General features: G+C 73.1%; 15 protein-coding genes and 1 rRNA gene. 7 read left to right on the top strand and 9 right to left on the bottom strand.

The genetic code is table 11. From position 1 onward, the window contains the following. Positions 1-34: 34 nt before the first annotated feature. The 5 genes from BLP29_RS17825 to BLP29_RS17805 are packed head-to-tail and all read right to left on the bottom strand — an operon-like array spanning position 35 to position 6,000. Entirely contained in the window at positions 35-724 is a 690-nt protein-coding gene (locus BLP29_RS17825) for an SRPBCC family protein (RefSeq protein ID WP_092807081.1), read from the bottom strand. After that, positions 721-3,132: an aerobic carbon-monoxide dehydrogenase large subunit gene (gene cutA / locus BLP29_RS17820; protein ID WP_092807079.1), complete on the bottom strand. Its 2,412-nt coding sequence runs from the start codon at positions 3,130-3,132 to the stop codon at positions 721-723. The genes BLP29_RS17825 and cutA overlap by 4 nt, the downstream gene beginning before the upstream one ends. Next, on the bottom strand, positions 3,129-3,650 hold the full coding sequence (locus tag BLP29_RS17815) for a (2Fe-2S)-binding protein (protein ID WP_092807077.1): 522 nt from the start codon (positions 3,648-3,650) through the stop codon (positions 3,129-3,131). Before BLP29_RS17815 ends, cutA begins: the two co-directional genes overlap by 4 nt. Then, on the bottom strand, positions 3,647-4,516 hold the full coding sequence (locus BLP29_RS17810; RefSeq protein WP_092807075.1) for an FAD binding domain-containing protein: 870 nt from the start codon (positions 4,514-4,516) through the stop codon (positions 3,647-3,649). The genes BLP29_RS17815 and BLP29_RS17810 overlap by 4 nt, the downstream gene beginning before the upstream one ends. Beyond that, entirely contained in the window at positions 4,513-6,000 is a 1,488-nt protein-coding gene (locus BLP29_RS17805; protein WP_092807073.1) for a uracil-xanthine permease family protein, read from the bottom strand. Before BLP29_RS17805 ends, BLP29_RS17810 begins: the two co-directional genes overlap by 4 nt. Positions 6,001-6,194: 194 nt before the next feature. On the opposite strand from BLP29_RS17805, the gene BLP29_RS17800 reads away from it, so the two are divergent. Beyond that, positions 6,195-7,655 carry an FdrA family protein gene (locus BLP29_RS17800; RefSeq protein WP_243470074.1) on the top strand — a complete coding sequence of 487 codons (1,461 nt, stop codon included), beginning with the start codon at positions 6,195-6,197 and terminating at the stop codon, positions 7,653-7,655. After that, the gene (locus BLP29_RS17795) at positions 7,652-9,058 is read left to right on the top strand and encodes a YlbE family protein (protein WP_092807071.1); all 1,407 of its coding nucleotides are present in this window, start codon (positions 7,652-7,654) and stop codon (positions 9,056-9,058) included. Before BLP29_RS17800 ends, BLP29_RS17795 begins: the two co-directional genes overlap by 4 nt. A 21-nt stretch (positions 9,059-9,079) precedes the next feature. On the opposite strand, the gene BLP29_RS17790 is transcribed toward BLP29_RS17795, so the two are convergent. Next, positions 9,080-9,877, bottom strand: coding sequence for a mycofactocin-coupled SDR family oxidoreductase (locus tag BLP29_RS17790; protein WP_279385466.1), 798 nt, complete (start codon positions 9,875-9,877; stop codon positions 9,080-9,082). Between the two features lie 92 nt (positions 9,878-9,969). Between BLP29_RS17790 and BLP29_RS17785 the strand changes: the two genes are divergently transcribed. Beyond that, a complete protein-coding gene (locus BLP29_RS17785) occupies positions 9,970-10,536 on the top strand; it encodes a TetR/AcrR family transcriptional regulator (protein ID WP_165839434.1) in 567 nt (188 codons plus the stop codon). Between the two features lie 73 nt (positions 10,537-10,609). Beyond that, entirely contained in the window at positions 10,610-11,035 is a 426-nt protein-coding gene (locus tag BLP29_RS17780) for an organic hydroperoxide resistance protein (protein WP_092807065.1), read from the top strand. A 64-nt stretch (positions 11,036-11,099) separates the two neighbouring features. On the opposite strand, the gene bar is transcribed toward BLP29_RS17780, so the two are convergent. From bar to BLP29_RS17765, 3 genes are read right to left on the bottom strand one after another with little or no spacing between them, the layout of a single operon-like run. Then, the gene (gene bar / locus BLP29_RS17775) at positions 11,100-12,203 is read right to left on the bottom strand and encodes a barbiturase (RefSeq protein WP_092807063.1); all 1,104 of its coding nucleotides are present in this window, start codon (positions 12,201-12,203) and stop codon (positions 11,100-11,102) included. Next, entirely contained in the window at positions 12,203-13,171 is a 969-nt protein-coding gene (locus BLP29_RS17770) for a carbamate kinase (protein WP_092807061.1), read from the bottom strand. Before BLP29_RS17770 ends, bar begins: the two co-directional genes overlap by 1 nt. 44 nt (positions 13,172-13,215) lie before the next feature. Beyond that, on the bottom strand, positions 13,216-14,037 hold the full coding sequence (locus BLP29_RS17765; RefSeq protein ID WP_092807059.1) for a PHP domain-containing protein: 822 nt from the start codon (positions 14,035-14,037) through the stop codon (positions 13,216-13,218). A gap of 79 nt (positions 14,038-14,116) precedes the next feature. Between BLP29_RS17765 and BLP29_RS17760 the strand changes: the two genes are divergently transcribed. From BLP29_RS17760 to BLP29_RS17750, 3 genes are all read left to right on the top strand, one after another. After that, positions 14,117-16,396 (top strand): RecQ family ATP-dependent DNA helicase, encoded by a 2,280-nt coding sequence (locus BLP29_RS17760; RefSeq protein ID WP_092807057.1) that lies wholly within the window; start codon positions 14,117-14,119, stop codon positions 16,394-16,396. Between the two features lie 97 nt (positions 16,397-16,493). Next, positions 16,494-17,123, top strand: a complete 630-nt coding sequence (locus BLP29_RS17755) for an alpha-ketoglutarate-dependent dioxygenase AlkB (RefSeq protein ID WP_092807055.1) — start codon at positions 16,494-16,496, stop codon at positions 17,121-17,123. A gap of 386 nt (positions 17,124-17,509) precedes the next feature. After that, positions 17,510-17,753, top strand: a 16S ribosomal RNA gene (locus tag BLP29_RS17750); the annotation flags it as partial.

The following is a 17,753-nucleotide window of genomic DNA, read 5'->3' as shown; positions in this document are numbered from 1 at the left end:
ATGACCGGCCTGGCTCAGCGCTCGACGAGGGGGATCAGCTGCGGCGACCCAGCAGGTAGCCGACCAGGACGCCGAGCAGCGTGAGCACGCCACCGCCGACGGCGGCCAGGGCCAGCTCGGCCGGGGCGGACCCGCCCGCGGAGCCCGCCGCCGCCGGTGCCGAGAAGCGCACCGGGGACGCCGAGGAGGTGCTCTCCGGGGCCGACCCACCGTGCACCGCGGTGTCGCTGACCGCGGCGGCCGACGGGGTGACATTCGTGTTCGCCGGGGCCTGCACGGCGGGGGCCTTCCCGGTCAGCTCGGCGTCGATGGCGGAGAAGAACTGGCCGGCCAGCCGCTTCGCGACGCCGGTGATCATCCGCTGACCCACGCCGGCCACCGCACCGCCGACGACGGCGTCGGCGTCGTAGGTGAGCTTGGTGCCGCCGTCGACGGCCTCGAGGGTGATCGGCACGGTGGCGCGCACCGAGCCGGGCCCGCCCGAACCCGAGGCGTGCATGACGTACCGGGTGGGCTCGGTCTTGTCGGTGAGCTTCACCTCGCCGGCGTAGACGCCGCGGATGGCGCCGACGCCGACCGAGACGGTCATGGCGTACTCGTCCTCGCCGGTGCGCTCGAGGCCCTGGCACCCGGGGATGGTGCGGGCCAGCACGGCCGGGTCGGTGATCGCCGCCCAGACCTTCTCCGGGGGAGCGGACAGGGTGGCGGTGCCGTCGAGCTTCACGCGGGGACTCCAGTGGTAGCGGCGGGGACGCGCTCGGCGTCGGGGTTGCGGACCAGGTCGTAGAGCTCGGTGGGGGAGATGGGCATGGCCGCGATGCGGCGGCCCACGGCGTCCTCGATGGCCGAGGCGATGCACGCGGTGCCCGGGATGACGCCGGCCTCGCCGGCGCCCTTGAGCCCCAGGGGGTTCAGCGGCGACGGGGTCTCCTGGTGGTCGATGACCACGTCGGGGACCTCGCTGGCGTAGGGCATGAGGAAGTCCATGAACGAGGCGTTCTGCAGCTGGCCGTCGGCGTCGTAGGCCATGCGCTCGTAGAGCGCGCCGCCCACGCCCTGGGCGACCCCGCCGTGGACCTGGCCCTCGACGATCATCGGGTTCACGATGTTGCCGCAGTCGTGCACCACGGCGTAGTCGACGACGTCGATCTCCCAGGTGGTCGGGTCGATCTCCACCACCGCGGCGTGCGCGCCGGAGGCGAAGGTCGACCGGATGGGGGAGTAGTAGTCGACGTGCTCCAGGCCGGGGGCGTCGCCGACGGCCACGGGGGGCTTGGAGTCGTCGCCGGGCCCGGCGAACTGGGTGGCCTGACGCGCGGCCTCGTCGAAGGCGTAGCGCAGCGGGTTGGACAGGACGGCGACGGTGCGCAACGGGATCGAGGCGCCCGGCGTCCCCTTGACCTGGACGACGCCCTCGTCGATCTCGAGGTCGTCGACGTCGGCCTCCAGGACGTCGGCGGCGATGCGCAGCGCCTTGGCGCGCACCCCGCGGGCGGCGAGCGCGATGGCGTTGCCGCTCATCACCGCCGCCCGGGAGGCGAAGGTGCCCACCGCGTAGCCGAAGCGCCGGGTGTCGCCGGTGACCACCTCGATGTCCTCGATGGGGACGCCGAGCTCGGAGGCGACGATCTGGGCGAACGCGGTCTCGTGGCCCTGCCCCTGCGAGGTGAGGCCGGTGGAGACCAGCACCTTCCCGCTGCCGAGCACCTGCACGTGGCCGCCCTCGTAGGGGCCGGGACCGGTGCCCTCGACGTACATGGCCATGCCGATGCCCAGCTGCTTGCCGCGCGCGGCCGCCTCGGCCCGGCGCTCCTCGGCCCGGTCCCAGCCGACGAGCGCGACGAGCTTGTCGAGCAGGCCCTCGTAGTTGCCCGAGTCGTAGATGACCGGCCGGCCGTCCTGGAAGGTCAGGTGGTGGTCGTAGGGGAACTGGTCGGGCTGGATGAGGTTGCGCCGGCGCACCTCGGCCCGGTCGAGCCCGAGGTCCTGCGCGATGCGGTCCATCGTCCGCTCCATGGCGTAGCAGCCCTGGGGCCGCCCGGCGCCGCGGTACGGCGTGACGATGACCGTGTTGGTGTAGACGCTGTCGATGCGCACCCGGTAGACGGGGATCGCGTACGGGCCGACCAGCTGGGTGGCCGTCACGATCGGCACGATGATCCCGTAGGGGGTGTAGGCGCCGTTGTCGTGCCAGCCGCGCACGTCGAGCGCGGTGACCCGGCCCTCGTCGTCGTAGCCGACGGTGATCTCCTGGCGCTGCTCGCGCTCGTGCGCGGAGGAGATGAAGTGCTCCCGGCGGTCCTCGGCCCAGTGCACCGGCTGGCCCAGGGCCATGGCGGCCATCGGCACCAGCAGCTCCTCGGGCCACGGGTGCACGATCTTGACGCCGAACCCGCCGCCGACGTCGGGGGCGACGACCTCGACCTTCTCCAGCGACAGCTGCAGCTTGGCCGCGATGGCCGCGCGCACCGAGGTGGACGCCTGGGTGGAGGTGTGCACCCGCAGCGAGGAGTCGTCGTGGTTCCAGACGGCGTGCACGCCCTTGCCCTCCATGGGCATGCAGGCGCTGCGCTCGATGTACTGGGTGAAGCTGAGCGTGTGCGCCGAGGCGGCCAGCGCGGCCTCGACGTCGCCGGTCTCCTGGTGGTGCCGGGCGGCGACGTTGTCGGGGACGTCGCTGTGGACGCTGTGGACGGCTTCCCTGGCCGCGTCGACGCCGACGACGACCGGCAGCTCCTCGTAGGAGACGGCGATGCGGTCGCAGACGTCCTCGGCGACGTACCGGTCGGTGGCCACGACCATGACCACGGCCTCGCCCACGTGCTGGACGACGTCACGGGCCAACGGGTAGCCGGTGCGCGGCGCGGTGAGCTGCGGGTGCGGGATGAGCACCGGCAGCGGCTCGGCCATCGGGCCGTACAGGTCCTCGTAGGTGTAGACGGCGACGACGCCCTCGACGTCCAGCGCCGCGTCGACGTCGATGTCGAGGATGCGGGCGTGCGCGTAGGGGCTGCGCACGAAGGCGGCGGCGAGCGCGCCGTGGCCGATGTCGTCGGTGTAGCGGCCGCGGCCGGTGATCAGCCGGAGGTCCTCGCGCCGGCGGACCGGCTCGCCGAACAGCTTCGTGGTCACTGGCCGGCCTCCTTCATGAGCCCGGCGGCGTGCCGGCAGGCCTTCTTGATGTTGGCGTAGCCGGTGCACCGGCACAGGTTGCCGCCGACGATCTCGTCGACCTCCTCCTCGGTGATGTCGGCCGAGGTGTCGCGGGCCTCGAGGCCGGCGGCCATGGTCATGAGGAACCCGGGGGTGCAGAACCCGCACTGCAGGGCGTGGCACTCGCGGAAGGCCTCCTGCACCGGGTGCAGGATCTCCCCGCCCCGGCCGTCGTCGCGGGCCAGGCCCTCGACGGTGGTGACCTCCTTGCCGTCCACCTGCACGGCGAGCACGAGGCACGACCGCACGGGGGTGCCGTCGACGAGCACGGTGCAGGCACCGCACACGCCGTGTTCGCACCCGACGTGGGTGCCGGTGAGCTGCAGGTCGTGGCGCAGGGCGTCCGACAGCAGCCGGCGGACCGGCACGGTGGTTTCACGTGGCACACCGTTCACGGTCACGGTGATGGCCCGCTCGGTCTGGACGGGGGTGCTCATGCGGTCCTCCCAGCGGCTTCGGCACCCGCGCGGGCGAGGGTGCGTTCGGTGAGGACGCCGACCAGCAGCCGGCGGTAGTCCGCGCTGGCGTGCAGGTCGCCGTCCGGGTCGACCAGGGTGCGGGCGAGGTCGCCGGCAGCGGCCCAGTCGGCCTGGTCGACGGTACGACCGTGCACGGCCTCGGTGAGGTCGTGCACCTCGGGCACGAGCCCGACGGAGATGTAGGCCGCCCGAGCCGAGACGACCCTCGAGTCGTCGTCGAGGGTCACGGTCACGCCGGCGCCGCAGACGGCGTAGTCGCCCTTGCGGCGGGACACCTCCTCGAAGGCGGTGCCCGAGCGCGGCGGCAGGGCGGGGAAGAAGGCGTCGGTGACCACGGCGGGGCCGTGCACCGAGGTCTCGAGGGGGCCGACGAAGAAGTCGGCCCAGTCGACGGCGGAGGAGCCCTCGGGCGTCGCGACGGTGACGGAGCCACCGGTCAGCGCCAGCACGGAGGTCATCTCGCCGGAGGGGTCGGCGTGCGCGATGGAACCGACGGTCGTGCCGCGGTTGCGGATCGCGGGGTGGGCCACGTTCGCGGTGGCCCGGGCCAGCAGCGGTTGGACGCGTGCGGCCTCGGGGTGGTGCAGCAGCTGCGCGTGCCGCACCAGGGCCCCGACCCGGACCCCGTCGCCGCTGACGGCGACGGTGTCCAGGCCGGGCACCTTGTTGATGTCCACCAGCGTGGCCGGGGAGGCCAGGCGCATGGACAGCAGGGGGAGCAACGACTGCCCTCCGGCCAACACCTTGGCGCCGTCCTCGGTCAGGAGGGTGAGCGCCTCGTCGAGCGAGGTGGGGTCGGCGTAGCCGAAGGGCGCGGGCTTCACGGGTTGCGGGTCTCCCTCTCGATCGTCTGGGTGGTGCCCGCCGTCTCGTCCACCGAGGACGGGTCGGCGGTGCCGTTGCCGGTACCGGCGGCGGCGGTGTGGGCACCGGTGACCCCGAGGGCCGGGCCGGTGCCGTGGGCGAAGCCGTCCTCGGCCAGCAGGGACTGCTTCATGTCGGCCGGGGCCAGCGCGCGGGCGAGGTGCCAGCCCACGACGGCCACGATCGAGCCGAGGGAGATGCCGCCCAGCGCGAACTCGTCGGTGACCTGGAGGTTGACGTTGCCGACGCCGATGATGATCCCGGCCGCGAGCGGCACGAGGTTGATCGGGTTGGCGAAGTCGACCCGGTTCTCCTTCCAGATCTTGGCGCCCAGCAGACCGATCATCCCGTAGAGGACGACGGTGATCCCGCCGAGCACCCCGCCCGGGATGATGTTGACCAGGGCGCCGAACTTCGGGCACAGGCCGAGCAGGATGGCCACGATCGCGGCGACGTAGTAGGCCGCCGTCGAGTAGACGCGGGTGGCGGCCATGACGCCGATGTTCTCGGCGTAGGTGGTGGTGGGCGAGCCGCCGACCGAGGTGGCCAGCACGGTGCCCACGCCGTCGGCGAAGATCGCGCGGCCCATCACCGGGTCGAGGTCGCGCTTGGTCATCGCGGCGACGGCCTTGACGTGCCCGGCGTTCTCGGCGATGAGGGCGATGACGGCCGGCAGCACGAGCAGGCTGAAGTTCAGCGAGAAGCTCGGGGCGGTGAACGACGGCAGGCCGATCCAGTCGGCGGCGCCGACGGAGTCGAAGCTGATGCGGTCGTGCGTGCTGACCACGCCGGCGCCGTCGGGGCCCGTGATGGGGCCGGCCGCGACGTCGAGCACGATCGACAGCACGTAGCCGAAGACCAGGCCGAGCAGGATCGAGATGCGGGACCAGAAGCCGCGCAGCAGCAGCGAGGCCACGATCACGAACACCATGACCGACAGGCCGACCCACTGGTCCTGGGGCCAGTAGGTGTTGGCCACGACCGGCGCCAGGTTGAAGCCGATGATGATGATGACCGCGCCGGTGACGGCCGGGGGCAGGATGCGGTTCACCCAGATCGGGCCCGCGTAGTGCACCGCCAGCCCGACCAGGGCCAGCACGACGCCCGAGACGAGGATGGCGCCGACGACGTCGCCGGAGTCGCCGCCGTTGGCGCGGACGGCGACCACGCCGCCGACGAAGGCCGCGCTGGTGCCCAGGTAGCTGGGTACCTGGCCCTTCACGATCAGCAGGAACACGATCGTCGCGATGCCGCTCATCATGATCGCGAGGTTGGCGTCCAGGCCCATGATCAGCGGGAAGACGAAGGTGGCGCCGAACATGGCCACCACGTGCTGCGCACCGATGCCGATGGTCCGGGGCCAGGACAGGCGCTCGTCCGGGGCCACGGCCTCACCCAGCGGCGGGGTCTTCCCGTCGCCGTACAACTTCCACCCGAACGCCATGACGTTCCTCCTGCTCGGTGCGGCCGGGTTCGTGGCCGCAGACGCTCTCCGGTGGGCTCGATCCCACCGGGCGCGGCCACTGTGACACCCACCACCGACACAACGGAAGTACCTCAGCGCTAAATCTTCGTACCCGTGATGTTGCCACGAGATTTCCCTTACCGCTGAAATACTTTCCGGGTAGCGTCGCAGCCGTGAGCGACTCCGTGCACGTCTCCCTCCGCAGCGGCGTCTACGCCGACTCGGTCAAGCTGATGCAGGTCAGCAAGACCGTGGGTGCCCGCGACGGCGTGGTCGCCGTCCTGGTCGCCATGGCCACGCCGCTGAACCTCGAACTCGCCGCCGGCATGGGCCTCTCGCCCGAGGGCGACCCCAAGCCCGACCAGCTGCTGATCGCGCTGCGGGCCACCGACGACGCCGAGCTGGCCGCCGCGGTCACCGCCGTCGAGGCCGCGCTGACCGCCCGCGAGGAGCGCGGCTCGGCCGACGCCATCCCCCCGCGCACGCTCGGCTTCGCCATGGGCGAGGACCAGGACGTCCCGCTGGCCGTCATCAGCGTCCCCGGCCCGTACGCGGTCGCCGAGGCGATGGACGCCGTCGCCGCCGGCCGCAGCGTGCTGGTCTTCTCCGACGGCGTCCCGGTCGAGCACGAGGTCGCGCTCAAGCAGGCCGCCCACGAGGCCGGCGTGCTGGTCATGGGCCCCGACTGCGGCACCGCGATCGTCTCCGGCGTCGCCCTGGGCTTCGCCAACGTCGTCCGCCCCGGGCCGGTCGGCCTGGTCGCCGCGTCGGGCACCGGCGCCCAGCAGGTCAGCTGCCTGCTCGACATGGCCGGCGTCGGCGTCAGCCACGTGCTCGGCACCGGCGGGCGCGACCTGTCCGCCGCCGTCGGCGGCCTGGCCACCCTCGACGCGCTGCGCATGCTCGACGCCGACGACGCCACCGAGCGGGTGCTGCTGGTCAGCAAGCCGCCGGCCCCCGAGGTGGCCGCCGAGGTCACCCGGACGGCGGCCGAGCTCGGCACCGTCTTCTCCAGCGCAGCCCTGAGCGCCGACAGCCCCGACCTCACCGCCGCGGTGGAGGCCCTGCTGCGCGACATGGGCACCGAGGTCCCCGCCTGGCCGACCCGCGCCGGCGCCGACCGCCCGACCCCCGCGGGCGCCGTCCTCAAGGGCTTCTACTCCGGCGGCACCCTGGCCGACGAGGCGATGCTGGTCGCCGCCCCCGCGCTGGGCGACGTCCGCAGCAACACCCCGCTGAAGCCCGAGCTCGACCTGGGCGCCGAGTTCGGCGCCACCGGGCACGTCGTCGTCGACTTCGGCGACGACGCGCTCACCGTGGGCCGGGCGCACCCGATGATCGACCCCACGCTGCGGCTGGAGGCCGTCGCTGGCCTGGCCGCGAGCGGCGAGCCCGCCGTCCTGCTCATGGACGTCGTCCTCGGGTACGGCGCCGACCCCGACCCGGCCGGCGCGCTCGTGCCGGCCATCCGCGACCTGGCCTTCCCGGTGGTCGTCGCGCTGGTCGGCACCGAGGGCGACCCCCAGGGGTGGTCCCGCCAGGCCGATGCGCTGGCCGCCGCCGGCGCGCACGTGTTCGCCTCCAACTCCGCGGCCACCCGGTTCGCGCTCGACCTGATCGGGGCCTCCAAGTGAGCAACCTGCTGAGCGGACGCCCGGCCGTGGTGGCCGCCGGCGTCGACGTGTTCTCCGACGCCCTGCGCGCCCAGGGCGTGGCCGTCACCGACGTCGAGTGGCGCCCGCCGACGATCGGGTCCGCCGACGACCTCACCCAGCTGGCGCTGGACCCGCGCCGCGCCGCGGCCAACCGGGTCGCCGTCGAGCGGGTGCTGGCCAGCCGGTCCACCCTGACCGACGTCCGGCCGGCGTCCGACGTCCTCGGGCTGTCCGGCCGCATCCTGCTGCACTCGGGCCCGCCGCTGACCTGGGAGACCGCCTCGGGCCCGATGCGCGGAGCGCTCATGGGTGCCTGCCTCTTCGAGGGCTGGGCCGACACCCCCGAGGCCGCCGAGCAGCTGCTCGCCTCCGGCGGCGTCGAGCTCGACAGCTGCCACCACCACCGCGCCGTCGGCCCGATGGCCGGGGTGACCAGCCCGTCCATGTGGATGTGGTGCCTCACCGACCCGACCGACGGCCGGCAGGCGTTCAGCAACCTCAACGAGGGCCTGGGCAAGGTGCTGCGCATGGGCGCCTACGGCCCCGAGGTGATCACCCGGCTGCACTGGATGACCGACGTGATGGGCCCGATCCTGCAGGCCGCCGTCCGGTCGCGGCCCGAGCCGCTCGACGTCACCGGCGTGCTGGCGCAGATGCTGCAGATGGGCGACGAGGCGCACAACCGCAACCGCGCCGGTTCGCTCATGACCCTGCGCGAGCTGTCGCCGGCGATCGTCGCCGTCGACGCCCCGAAGGACGACATCGCCGAGGTGCTGCGCTTCATCGGCGGCAACGAGCACTTCTTCTTGAACCTGGGCATGCCCAGCGCCAAGCTCGCGATGGACGCCGTGGGCTCGATCCCGGGCTCGACGATGGTCACCACGCTGGCCCGCAACGGCACCGAGTTCGGCATCCGCACGGCGGGCACCGGCGACCGCTGGTTCACCGCCCCCGCGAACACCCCGGTCGGCCTGTTCCTGGGCGACTACGGCCCCGAGGACGCCAACCCCGACATTGGCGACTCCGCGATCATGGAGACGTACGGCATCGGCGGGTTCTGCATGGCTGCTGCCCCGGCGATCGTGCGCTTCGTCGGCGGCACCGTGCCCGACGCGCTGGCCACCACCGAGCGGATGTACCAGATCACCCTGCAGGAGAACCCGGCCATGCAGGTGCCGATCCTGGGCTTCCGCGGCGCCCCGACCGGCATCGACGTGCTGAGCGTGGCCCGCACGGGCTGGCTGCCGCAGATCAACACCGGCATGGCCGGTCGGGTCGCCGGCACCGGCCAGGTCGGTGCCGGCCTGGTGCAGCCCCCGGCGGCCTGCTTCGAGCAGGCCGTGGCCGCCCTCGCCGAGGAGTCCCGCGCCGCCCTCGCCTGAGGACGGCGCGGGCCCGGCCCGTCAGCGGATGAGCGTGCCCAGGTCGACGGGCAGCTGGATCCCGGTGACGTGCCGGGCCTCGTCGCTGGCGAGGAACGCGACGGCGTTCGCGATGTCCTCGGGCTCGGACACCTGGTCGGGCAGCGCCTGCATGAAGATCGGCGCCAGCGTCTGCGCGTGCGCGGCGATCAGCGGGCCCAGGTCGTCGACGGTCATGCCGGTGGCGACACCGTGCGGGTGCACCGTGTTGACCCGGATGCGGTGCTGCGCCAGCTCGTTGGCCAACGACTTCGCGTAGCCGACCACGCCGTGCTTGGTGGCGGCGTAGGCCGACAGGAACGGCAACCCGCGCAGCCCGGCCACCGAGCTGGTGATCACGATCGAGCCGCCGGTGCCCTGCTCGAGCAGGGTGGGGATGGTCGCCTTGCAGGTGTGGAAGACGCCGGTCAGGTTGACCGCCACGGTCTCGTTCCACTGCTCGAGGGTGATCTCCCAGCTGTTGCCGGCCGAGCAGATGCCGGCGTTGGCGACGACGACGTCCAGCCGCCCCAGCTCGGCGACGCCCTCGGACACCGCGGCCGACAGCCCCGCGAAGTCGGCGACGTCGGCCTGGCGGGCGACGACCCGCCGGTCCTGGGCCTCGACCAGCCGCACCGTCTCGGCGAGGTCGTCGGCCGTGGCGCCGGCGTAGTGCGTGGTCACCGGCTGGGCGCAGACGTCGACGGCGATGACGTCGGCCCCCTCCGACGCCAGCCGGACGGCGTGCGCCCGACCTTGCCCGCGCGCGGCCCCCGTGATCAGCGCGACCTTCCCTGCCATCCGACCCGCCATGACGCCTCCCGAGCGTGTTGGTTGCACTGAGTGCAACGTGAGCGGGGTCACCCTAGCGGTGCCGGGCTAGGGTGCGCACCGTGCCTGCTCGCGAGGACCAGCGACGGGCCACCTGGCTGGCCCTGCAGGCCGCGGCCGTCGACCTGGTGGGCCGGCACGGCTTCGCCGCCGTCACGGTGGACGACGTCGCCGCTGCCGCCGGGGTGTCCCGCCGCACCTTCTTCAACCACTTCCCGACCAAGGCCGCAGCCCTGTTCGACCCCGAGCCGGACGCCGAGCAGCGGTTGGCGGCCCTGCTGGAGGCCGCCGACACCACGGCGGGTGCGTGGCCGGCCCTCCGCGGCGTGCTGGTGGCCTTCGCCGCCGGTGAGGTCGGTCCGCTCGCCGTCCGGCGTCGGCTGGTCGCCGAGCACCCGGAGCTCGACGCCTACGTCCGCTCCGCGCACGCCTACGTCGGCGGCGCCGTGGGGGCCTGGTCGCGGCGGCGGCTGCCCGACGACCCCTTCGGGGCCCGGCTGCTCACCGAGACCGCGGGTGCGGTGCTCTCGGCGGCGTTCGCCGTGTGGCAGCCCGACGACGACCCCGCCCACTTCGCCGAGCTGGTCGCCGCCGGCGTCGACCGGGTGACGGTGAGCACGGTCGGCTGACCAGCGGGAACAGTCGCCGGCGCCCCCGCCTTCCTGTCTGCGGAGATCATCCGCGACCCCTGGAGGAACCACCGTGCCCGCTGCCTACACCGCCATCGCCACCGCCACCGGGGACGGCCGCAACGGCCACACCCGCTCCTCCGACGGCCTGGTCGACCACGACCTCGCCACCCCGGTCGAGCTGGGGGGCGCGGGCGGCGCGACCAACCCCGAGCAGCTGTTCGCCGCCGGCTACGCCGCCTGCTTCCTGAGCGCCCTCAAGGTGGTGGCCCGGCAGGAGAAGGTCGACCTGGTCGACGCGGCCGTCACCGCCGAGATCGGCATCGGGCCGAACGGCGAGGGCGGGTTCGGCCTCGAGGCGGCCCTGCACGTCGAGCTGGGCGGCGGGATCGACCAGGCCGCCGCGGAGAAGCTGGTCGAGGCCGCCCACCAGGTCTGCCCGTACTCCAACGCCACCCGCGGCAACATCCCGGTGGCCCTCGAGACCACCGTCGCCTGAGCGCCCCGCGGACGCACGAGCGGCCCGCACCCCGGTCGGGGTGCGGGCCGCTCGCGTAGGGGGATCAGGCCTTGACGATGGCGGCGACGGGACCGCCGCCCGAGGGGCCCTGGTGCACCGCGGCGACGGACACGAAGACCGCCGGGTCGCCGGTCACCGAGGCGGCGACGCCGCCGACGGTGGCCTTGATCTGGCGGTGCCAGAACACGTCGGAGTCGTCCAGCATCGCGTTGCGGCGGCCGCGGACGTAGCCGGTCGGGTCGGCCTCGCACTTGAGGAACACGTTGACCAGCTTGTCGCCGAGGTCGGAGACGTGCGGGCGCTCGGGCAGCTCGAGGCCGGCCTCGCGGATGGCGTCCCAGATGCCGTCCTGGTCGAGGGCGTCCTTCATGACCGAGTGGCCGATGCGGTAGTTGCCGCCCTGGCCGCGGGCGTTGCCGACGACGACGATCTGGGCCTGGTCGAGCTCGACGCCCGAGGAGCAGGAGGCGACGGCGGAGAACAGCGAGAAGTCGCGCATGACCTGCTCCTGCTTCGGGAGCTCGATCTCGCCGAGGGCCAGGGCGATGCCCAGGGCCGTCGTCCCGTTCGACAGGTCCATCGAGCCGTGCGGCTCGTCGTAGTAGGTGTCCTTGCCACGGGACTTGGCGTCGCGGATGGTCTCGATGGTGAGCAGCGGGGTCTTGGTCTGCACGTAGTGCACGTCGGCGGGGTCGGTGATGCCGGCCTCGGCCATCGCACGCTTCACGCCCTCGGCGACCTTCTCCACCATCGAGATGCGGCCGATGTCCTCGGGCAGCAGGACGTCGCTCATCGCGAAGCCGACGGTCAGCCGGGGCTCGTCGGTCTTCTCGACGGCGTCCTCGGGCAGCGTGGCGAAGATGGTGGCGTGCGGGCTGATGACGCCGTCGGTGCCGCCGGACCACACGATCGGGATCTGCTTGACCTCGGCCTCGCTGCGCGTGCCCTTCTCCATCAGCACCTCGCGGAACGCGCGGTCGGCGATGATGCGGGTGTAGTCGTTGACGCCGCCGTTGCCCTCGGTCTTGCCGATGACGGCGATGACCCGGTCGGCCTCCATGACGCCTTCGTCGATGAGCTTGGCCAGCTCGGAGGCGTCGCTGACGTTGTGCAGGGGGACCTTGCGGACCTCGATGGGTGCGGGCATCAGGACTCCTCGTGGTGGGTGATGACGGTGCCGACGGCGTCGCCGTCGACGGCTGCTGCGATGTTCTGGAGCGAGGTGACGACGGCGCGACGGCCGGGCCCGCCCTCGACGAAGCGGAGAGCTGCGTCGACCTTGGGTCCCATGCTGCCGCGCGCGAACTGGCCGGCTGCGGCGTGCGCACGCAGCTCGGCGGTGGTGACCCGGCCCAGGGGCCGGGAGTCGGGGGTGCCGAAGTCGACCATCACGTGGTCGACGTCGGTGGCGATCACCAGCGTGTCGGCGCCGAGCTCGGCGGCCATGAGCGCGGCGGTGAGGTCCTTGTCGATGACGGCCTCGACGCCCCGCAGTGCGGCGCCGTCCTGGCCGTCGTCGACGACGGGGATGCCCCCGCCGCCGGCGCAGACCACGACGAACCCGGCGCCGGCCAGGGCGCGGATCGCGGGGGAGTCGAGCACCGAGCGGGGCTCGGGCGAGGCGACGACGCGGCGCCAGCCCTTCTCGCCGCGGTCCTCCCAGTTCTGCCCGAGGTCGACGAACTGCTGGGCGCGCTCGCGCGGCAGGAAGCGGCCGACCGGCTTGGTGGGCTCGCTGAACCCGGGGTCGTCGGCGTCGACGAGCGTGCGGGTGACCAGGGCGGTGGCCCGCTGGGCGAGGCCGCGTGCGGCGAGGGCGGCGTCGAGCTCGTCGACGACGGTGAACCCGATCGTGCCCTGCGTCTGGGCCACGTTCCAGTCCAGCGGCACCGGGGGCACCTCGTGCGCCGAGAGCTCGTTCTTCACCAGCAGGTTGCCCACCTGGGGGCCGTTGCCGTGGGTGACCACGACCTCGGCGCCGGTGGCCACGACGCCGGCGACGTGCCCGGCGGCGACGGCGATGGCGGCCCGCTGGGCGGCCGGCGTGGCCGAGCCGTCGGGGCCGGTCATCGCGTTGCCGCCCAGGGCGATCACGACGCGTCGTTGCGAGGTCATGCGCAGACCCTAGCGGGATTTCTCTTAGCGGTGAAGTAGTTCGTTCATCGACGCCAGAAGTCGAACCGGTCGCGCCCGGGCCGGAACCCGGCTGCCTCGACGACGTCCACCGCCAGGTCGAAGCGCTGACCCACGGCCGTGGGGGTGTGCGCGTCGCTGCCGAAGCTCACCGCGGAGCCGCCCTCGTCGCGGAACCACCGCACCAGCTCGACCGAGGCCAGCGGGCTCGTGGTGTTGACCTCCAGCGCGCGTCCGGTCTCGGCGAGGGCCCGGAACACCTCGCGGTACTCGGCCTCGAACGGTTGCTCGGCGTACCGGTTCGAGCCCCCGGGCCAGTAGCGGCGCGGGAAGTCGACGTGGGCGAGCACCTCGAAGACGTCGCTGTCGCGGACCATCTGCGCCATCTCGCCCAGGTAGCGCCGCATCGTGGCGTCGGCGCCCGAGGCGGTGAGCATGCGGCTGACCCCCACCAGCCGGTCGCCGTCGGTCAGCGAGTGCAGCGAGCCGAGCACCCGGTCGACCGGGGCAGCGGCCAGGTGCGCGGCGATGCTGCCGGCGAACAGGTGCGGCTCGCCGGCCTCGACGCCGGAGACCACCCGCAGCTCGGGGAAGCGGTCTCGGCACTCGGCGATCGACGCGGCGTAGGCCTCGACGTCGATGGGCTGCTGGTGGGCGGGGTGCCGGTCGACGATCCCGTCGCGGGTGGCCCGGTCCTCGGCGGCCCAGACGGTGAAGTCCAGGTGCTCGGTGAACGCGACGGCGGGGAGCCCGACGCGCACGGCCCGCTCGCACGCCTCCACCATCGAGGCCCAGGGCCCGGTGTCCCACGAGAACTCGCTGTGCACGTGGTTGTCCGGCGGCAGCATCACCGTGCATCTTCCCCGCCGTCCACAGGTCCCGCCTCCCGGGCCCGGAGTGTCGGACCCGGTGCCTACTGTCGGTCCCATGAGCAGCGCCGTGGTGGAGACCGCACTCGCCGACGAGGCCCTGGCGGTGCTGCGGGAGCTCACCGGCCGCCCCGATGCGGTCTTCCGCGAGGGGCAGGACGCAGCGGTGTCCGCGCTGGTCGAGCGCCAGCAACGGGCCCTGGTGGTGCAGCGCACCGGGTGGGGCAAGTCGGCGGTCTACTTCGTGTCCACCGCGTTGCTGCGCCGACGGGGCCGCGGTCCCACCCTGCTGGTCAGCCCCCTGCTCGCGCTGATGCGCGACCAGGTGGCCGCGGCGGCCCGGGCGGGCATCAAGGCCGTCGAGATCTCGAGCGCGAACGCCACCGAGTGGGACGACGTCGCCGCCCGCCTCGCCGCCGACGACGTCGACGTCCTGCTGGTGTCGCCCGAGCGGCTCACCAACCCCAGGTTCCGCGACGAGCAGCTGCCCGACCTCGTCGAGCGCTGCGGCCTGCTGGTGGTCGACGAGGCGCACTGCGTCTCCGACTGGGGACACGACTTCCGCCCCGACTACCGGCGCATCCGCGAGCTGCTGGGGCGCCTGCCGGCCGGCACCCCGGTGCTGGCCACCACCGCCACGGCCAACGAGCGGGTGGTGGCCGACGTCGCCGAGCAGCTGGGCACCGGGGGTGTCGAGGTCACCACGGTGCGCGGCCCGCTGGCCCGCGACTCGCTGCGGCTGGGCGTGCTCCGGTTGCCCACCGACCGCGCCCGGCTGGGGTGGTTGGCCGCCCACCTGGGTGACCTGCCGGGCAGCGGCATCGTCTACGCGCTCACCGTCGCCGCGGCGGAGGAGACCGCGGCACTGCTCCGCGACGCCGGCTACGACGTCCGCGCCTACACCGGCCGCCTCGACGACGCCGACCGCAAGGAGGCCGAGGAGGCCCTGCGCGAGAACCGGGTGAAGGCGCTGGTGGCCACCTCGGCGCTGGGCATGGGGTTCGACAAGCCCGACCTCGGGTTCGTCGTCCACCTGGGGGCGCCGTCCTCGCCGGTCAGCTACTACCAGCAGGTCGGCCGCGCCGGCCGCGCCGTCGAGCACGCCGACGTCCTGCTCCTCCCCGGCCCCGAGGACCTCGCGATCTGGCAGTGGTTCGCCACCTCGTCCATGCCCCGGGAGGACCACGCGGCCGCCGTGCTCGGCGCCATGTCCGACGGCAAGGCCTGGTCGGTCGCCCGGTTGGAGACCGTGGCCGACGTGCGCCGCTCCCGGCTCGAGCTCCTGCTGAAGGTGCTCTCGGTCGACGGCGCGGTCGAGCGGGTGCAGGGCGGTTGGCGCGCCACCGGGGTGCCGTGGGTCTACGACGCCGACCGCTACGCCCGGGTCACCCGCACGCGCGAGGCCGAGCAGCGCTCGATGATCGCCTACGCGCGGCCGGTCGAGGAGGCCGAGTGCCGCATGGCGTTCCTGCAGACGGCGCTCGACGACCCGACAGCGGCGCCGTGCGGTCGCTGCGACGTCTGCGCCGGGCCCTGGTACGCCACCGACGTGCCCGCCGACGCCGCCGAGGCGGCCACCGCCCGGCTGGACCGGCCCGGGGTCGAGCTGCCGCCGCGGGCGCAGTGGCCCACCGGTGCCGACCGCCTCGGGGTGCAGGTCAAGGGCAAGATCTCGCCCGACGAGCAGGTGCTGCCCGGCCGGGCCGTGGCCCGGCTGACCGACCTGGGCTGGGGGCAGCGCCTGCGCACCCTGCTGGGCGACGACGGAGTGGGTGGGGTGGCCACGTTGGCCGAGGAGCTCGAGGCCCCGCCGCTCGAGGAGGACCCCGATGCCGCGTTCGACGTGGCTCGCCGGCAGGAGCACCCCGTTGCCCCCGACGACGCGCAGGCTCACCGCGGGCCCCTGCAACGGGGCCACGACGCACCGCCGTCGGACGAGCTGGTGCAGGCCTGCGCGCGGGTGCTCAAGGCCTGGGACTGGGCCGACCGCCCGGTCGCCGTGGTGTCGGTGCCGTCGCGTCGCCGGCCGGCCCTGGTCCGCGGGGTGGCCGAGGCGCTGTCGCGCATGGGCCGGTTGCCCTACCTCGGGGAGCTCGAGCTGCAGCACGGCGGCCCGACCGGGGGGCCGGGAGGCAACTCGGCGTTCCGCCTGGCCGGCGTGTGGCAGCGCATCACCGTGGGGGAGCAGCTGCGCGAACGGCTCGCCGGTGCCGACGGTCCGGTGCTGCTCGTCGACGACCTGGCCGACTCGCGCTGGACGATGACGGTGGCCGGTCGAGAACTGCGCCGCGCGGGGGCCCCGGGCGTGCTGCCGTTCGTGCTGGCCCTGTCCGCCTGATCCACCGTCCACAGGGTTCCGCACACCTGTTCGAAACCCAGGAAAGTTGTCCACAGACTTTCGCACACCTGTTCGAAACCCGGTCTAGGCTGCGGGGATGACCGTGGCGCACCAGCCCTCGATGTGGGACATCGGCACGACGGCGGCGACGACGCCGCTCGCGGGGCGGGTCGTCCGGCACCGCTTGGCCCACGGCGCCTGGGTGGACCACCTACCCGGCTGGGTCGAGAGGTCCGACGAGGTGCTGGAGGTGCTCCTCGGTGACATCGGGTGGCGGGCCGACCGGCGCCAGATGTACGACCGCGAGGTCGCCGTGCCCCGCCTGCTCCGGTGGTTCGGTGCCGGCGAAGCATTGCCGCACCCCGCACTGATCCAGGCCAGGCGGGCGCTCGACGCCCACTACCTGCCCGAGCTGGGCGAGCCGTTCGTCTCGGCGGGCATGTGCCTGTACCGCGACGGGCGCGACTCCGTCGCCTGGCACGGCGACCGCGTCGGCCGGGGGCGCAGCCAGGACACCTTGGTCGCGATCGTCTCCTTCGGCTCGCCCCGAGCCTTGATGCTTCGGCCGGTCGGCGGCGGTGCGTCGGTGCGGTTCTCGCTGGGGCACGGCGATCTGGTCGTGATGGGCGGCAGTTGTCAGCGCACGTGGGAGCACTGCGTCCCGAAGACGGCCAAGCCCGTCGGGCCGCGGGTGAGCGTGCAGTTCCGACCCCGCGGCGTGGCCTGACGGTTGCGTACGGCCTGCTCGACGGCCTGTGCGGGGCTCGACGCAGGGGAGCTGGACCCCCCTGCGGGGACCCCCCTGCACGACTCTCTGAGAGCCGTGTATGGTTCTCCCTGCACCGCGAAACACCGGCAAGGCCGCGAGGCCGACACCGCGAGCGAAACCCCCCGGGGTTGACGAACTCGGATCGTGGAGTAACGTGTAGTAGCCGCCAGAAAGCGAAGGCCGGAAACGGCCGGAGGTTCTGCGCGTCCGCTCTTTGAGAACTCAACAGCGTGCCGAAAGTCAGTGCCATATGTTTGATCCCCGCCTCCTTTTGGGGGGTGGGTGTTGGGTTGATTGATATCGAGAGTGCCAACTCTTGGTTCTCGGCCTTGGATCGAAATTCATCTACGGAGAGTTTGATCCTGGCTCAGGACGAACGCTGGCGGCGTGCTTAACACATGCAAGTCGAACGATGAAGCCAGCTTGCTGGTGGATTAGTGGCGAACGGGTGAGTAACACGTGGGCAACCTGCCCCCGGCTCTGGGATAACTCCAAGAAATTGGTGCTAATACCGGATATTCACGCTTCCTCGCATGGGGTTGTGTGGAAAGTTTTTCGGCTGGGGATGGGCCCGCGGCCTATCAGCTT

The sequence above is a fragment of the Klenkia marina genome, from assembly GCF_900101025.1.
GTDB lineage: Bacteria > Actinomycetota > Actinomycetes > Mycobacteriales > Geodermatophilaceae > Klenkia > Klenkia marina.
This window is presented reverse-complemented; position numbering and strand designations above follow the sequence as displayed.

Coding starts and splice junctions, on each gene's coding strand:
- BLP29_RS17765 (WP_092807059.1), bottom strand. CDS start 14,037: ATGCTGCCGCCGGACAACCACGTGCACAGCGAGTTCTCGTGGGACACC.
- BLP29_RS17805 (WP_092807073.1), bottom strand. CDS start 6,000: ATGGCGTTCGGGTGGAAGTTGTACGGCGACGGGAAGACCCCGCCGCTG.
- BLP29_RS17790 (WP_279385466.1), bottom strand. CDS start 9,877: ATGGCAGGGAAGGTCGCGCTGATCACGGGGGCCGCGCGCGGGCAAGGT.
- BLP29_RS17760 (WP_092807057.1), top strand. CDS start 14,117: ATGAGCAGCGCCGTGGTGGAGACCGCACTCGCCGACGAGGCCCTGGCG.
- BLP29_RS17770 (WP_092807061.1), bottom strand. CDS start 13,171: ATGACCTCGCAACGACGCGTCGTGATCGCCCTGGGCGGCAACGCGATG.
- bar (WP_092807063.1), bottom strand. CDS start 12,203: ATGCCCGCACCCATCGAGGTCCGCAAGGTCCCCCTGCACAACGTCAGC.
- BLP29_RS17755 (WP_092807055.1), top strand. CDS start 16,494: ATGACCGTGGCGCACCAGCCCTCGATGTGGGACATCGGCACGACGGCG.
- BLP29_RS17815 (WP_092807077.1), bottom strand. CDS start 3,650: ATGAGCACCCCCGTCCAGACCGAGCGGGCCATCACCGTGACCGTGAAC.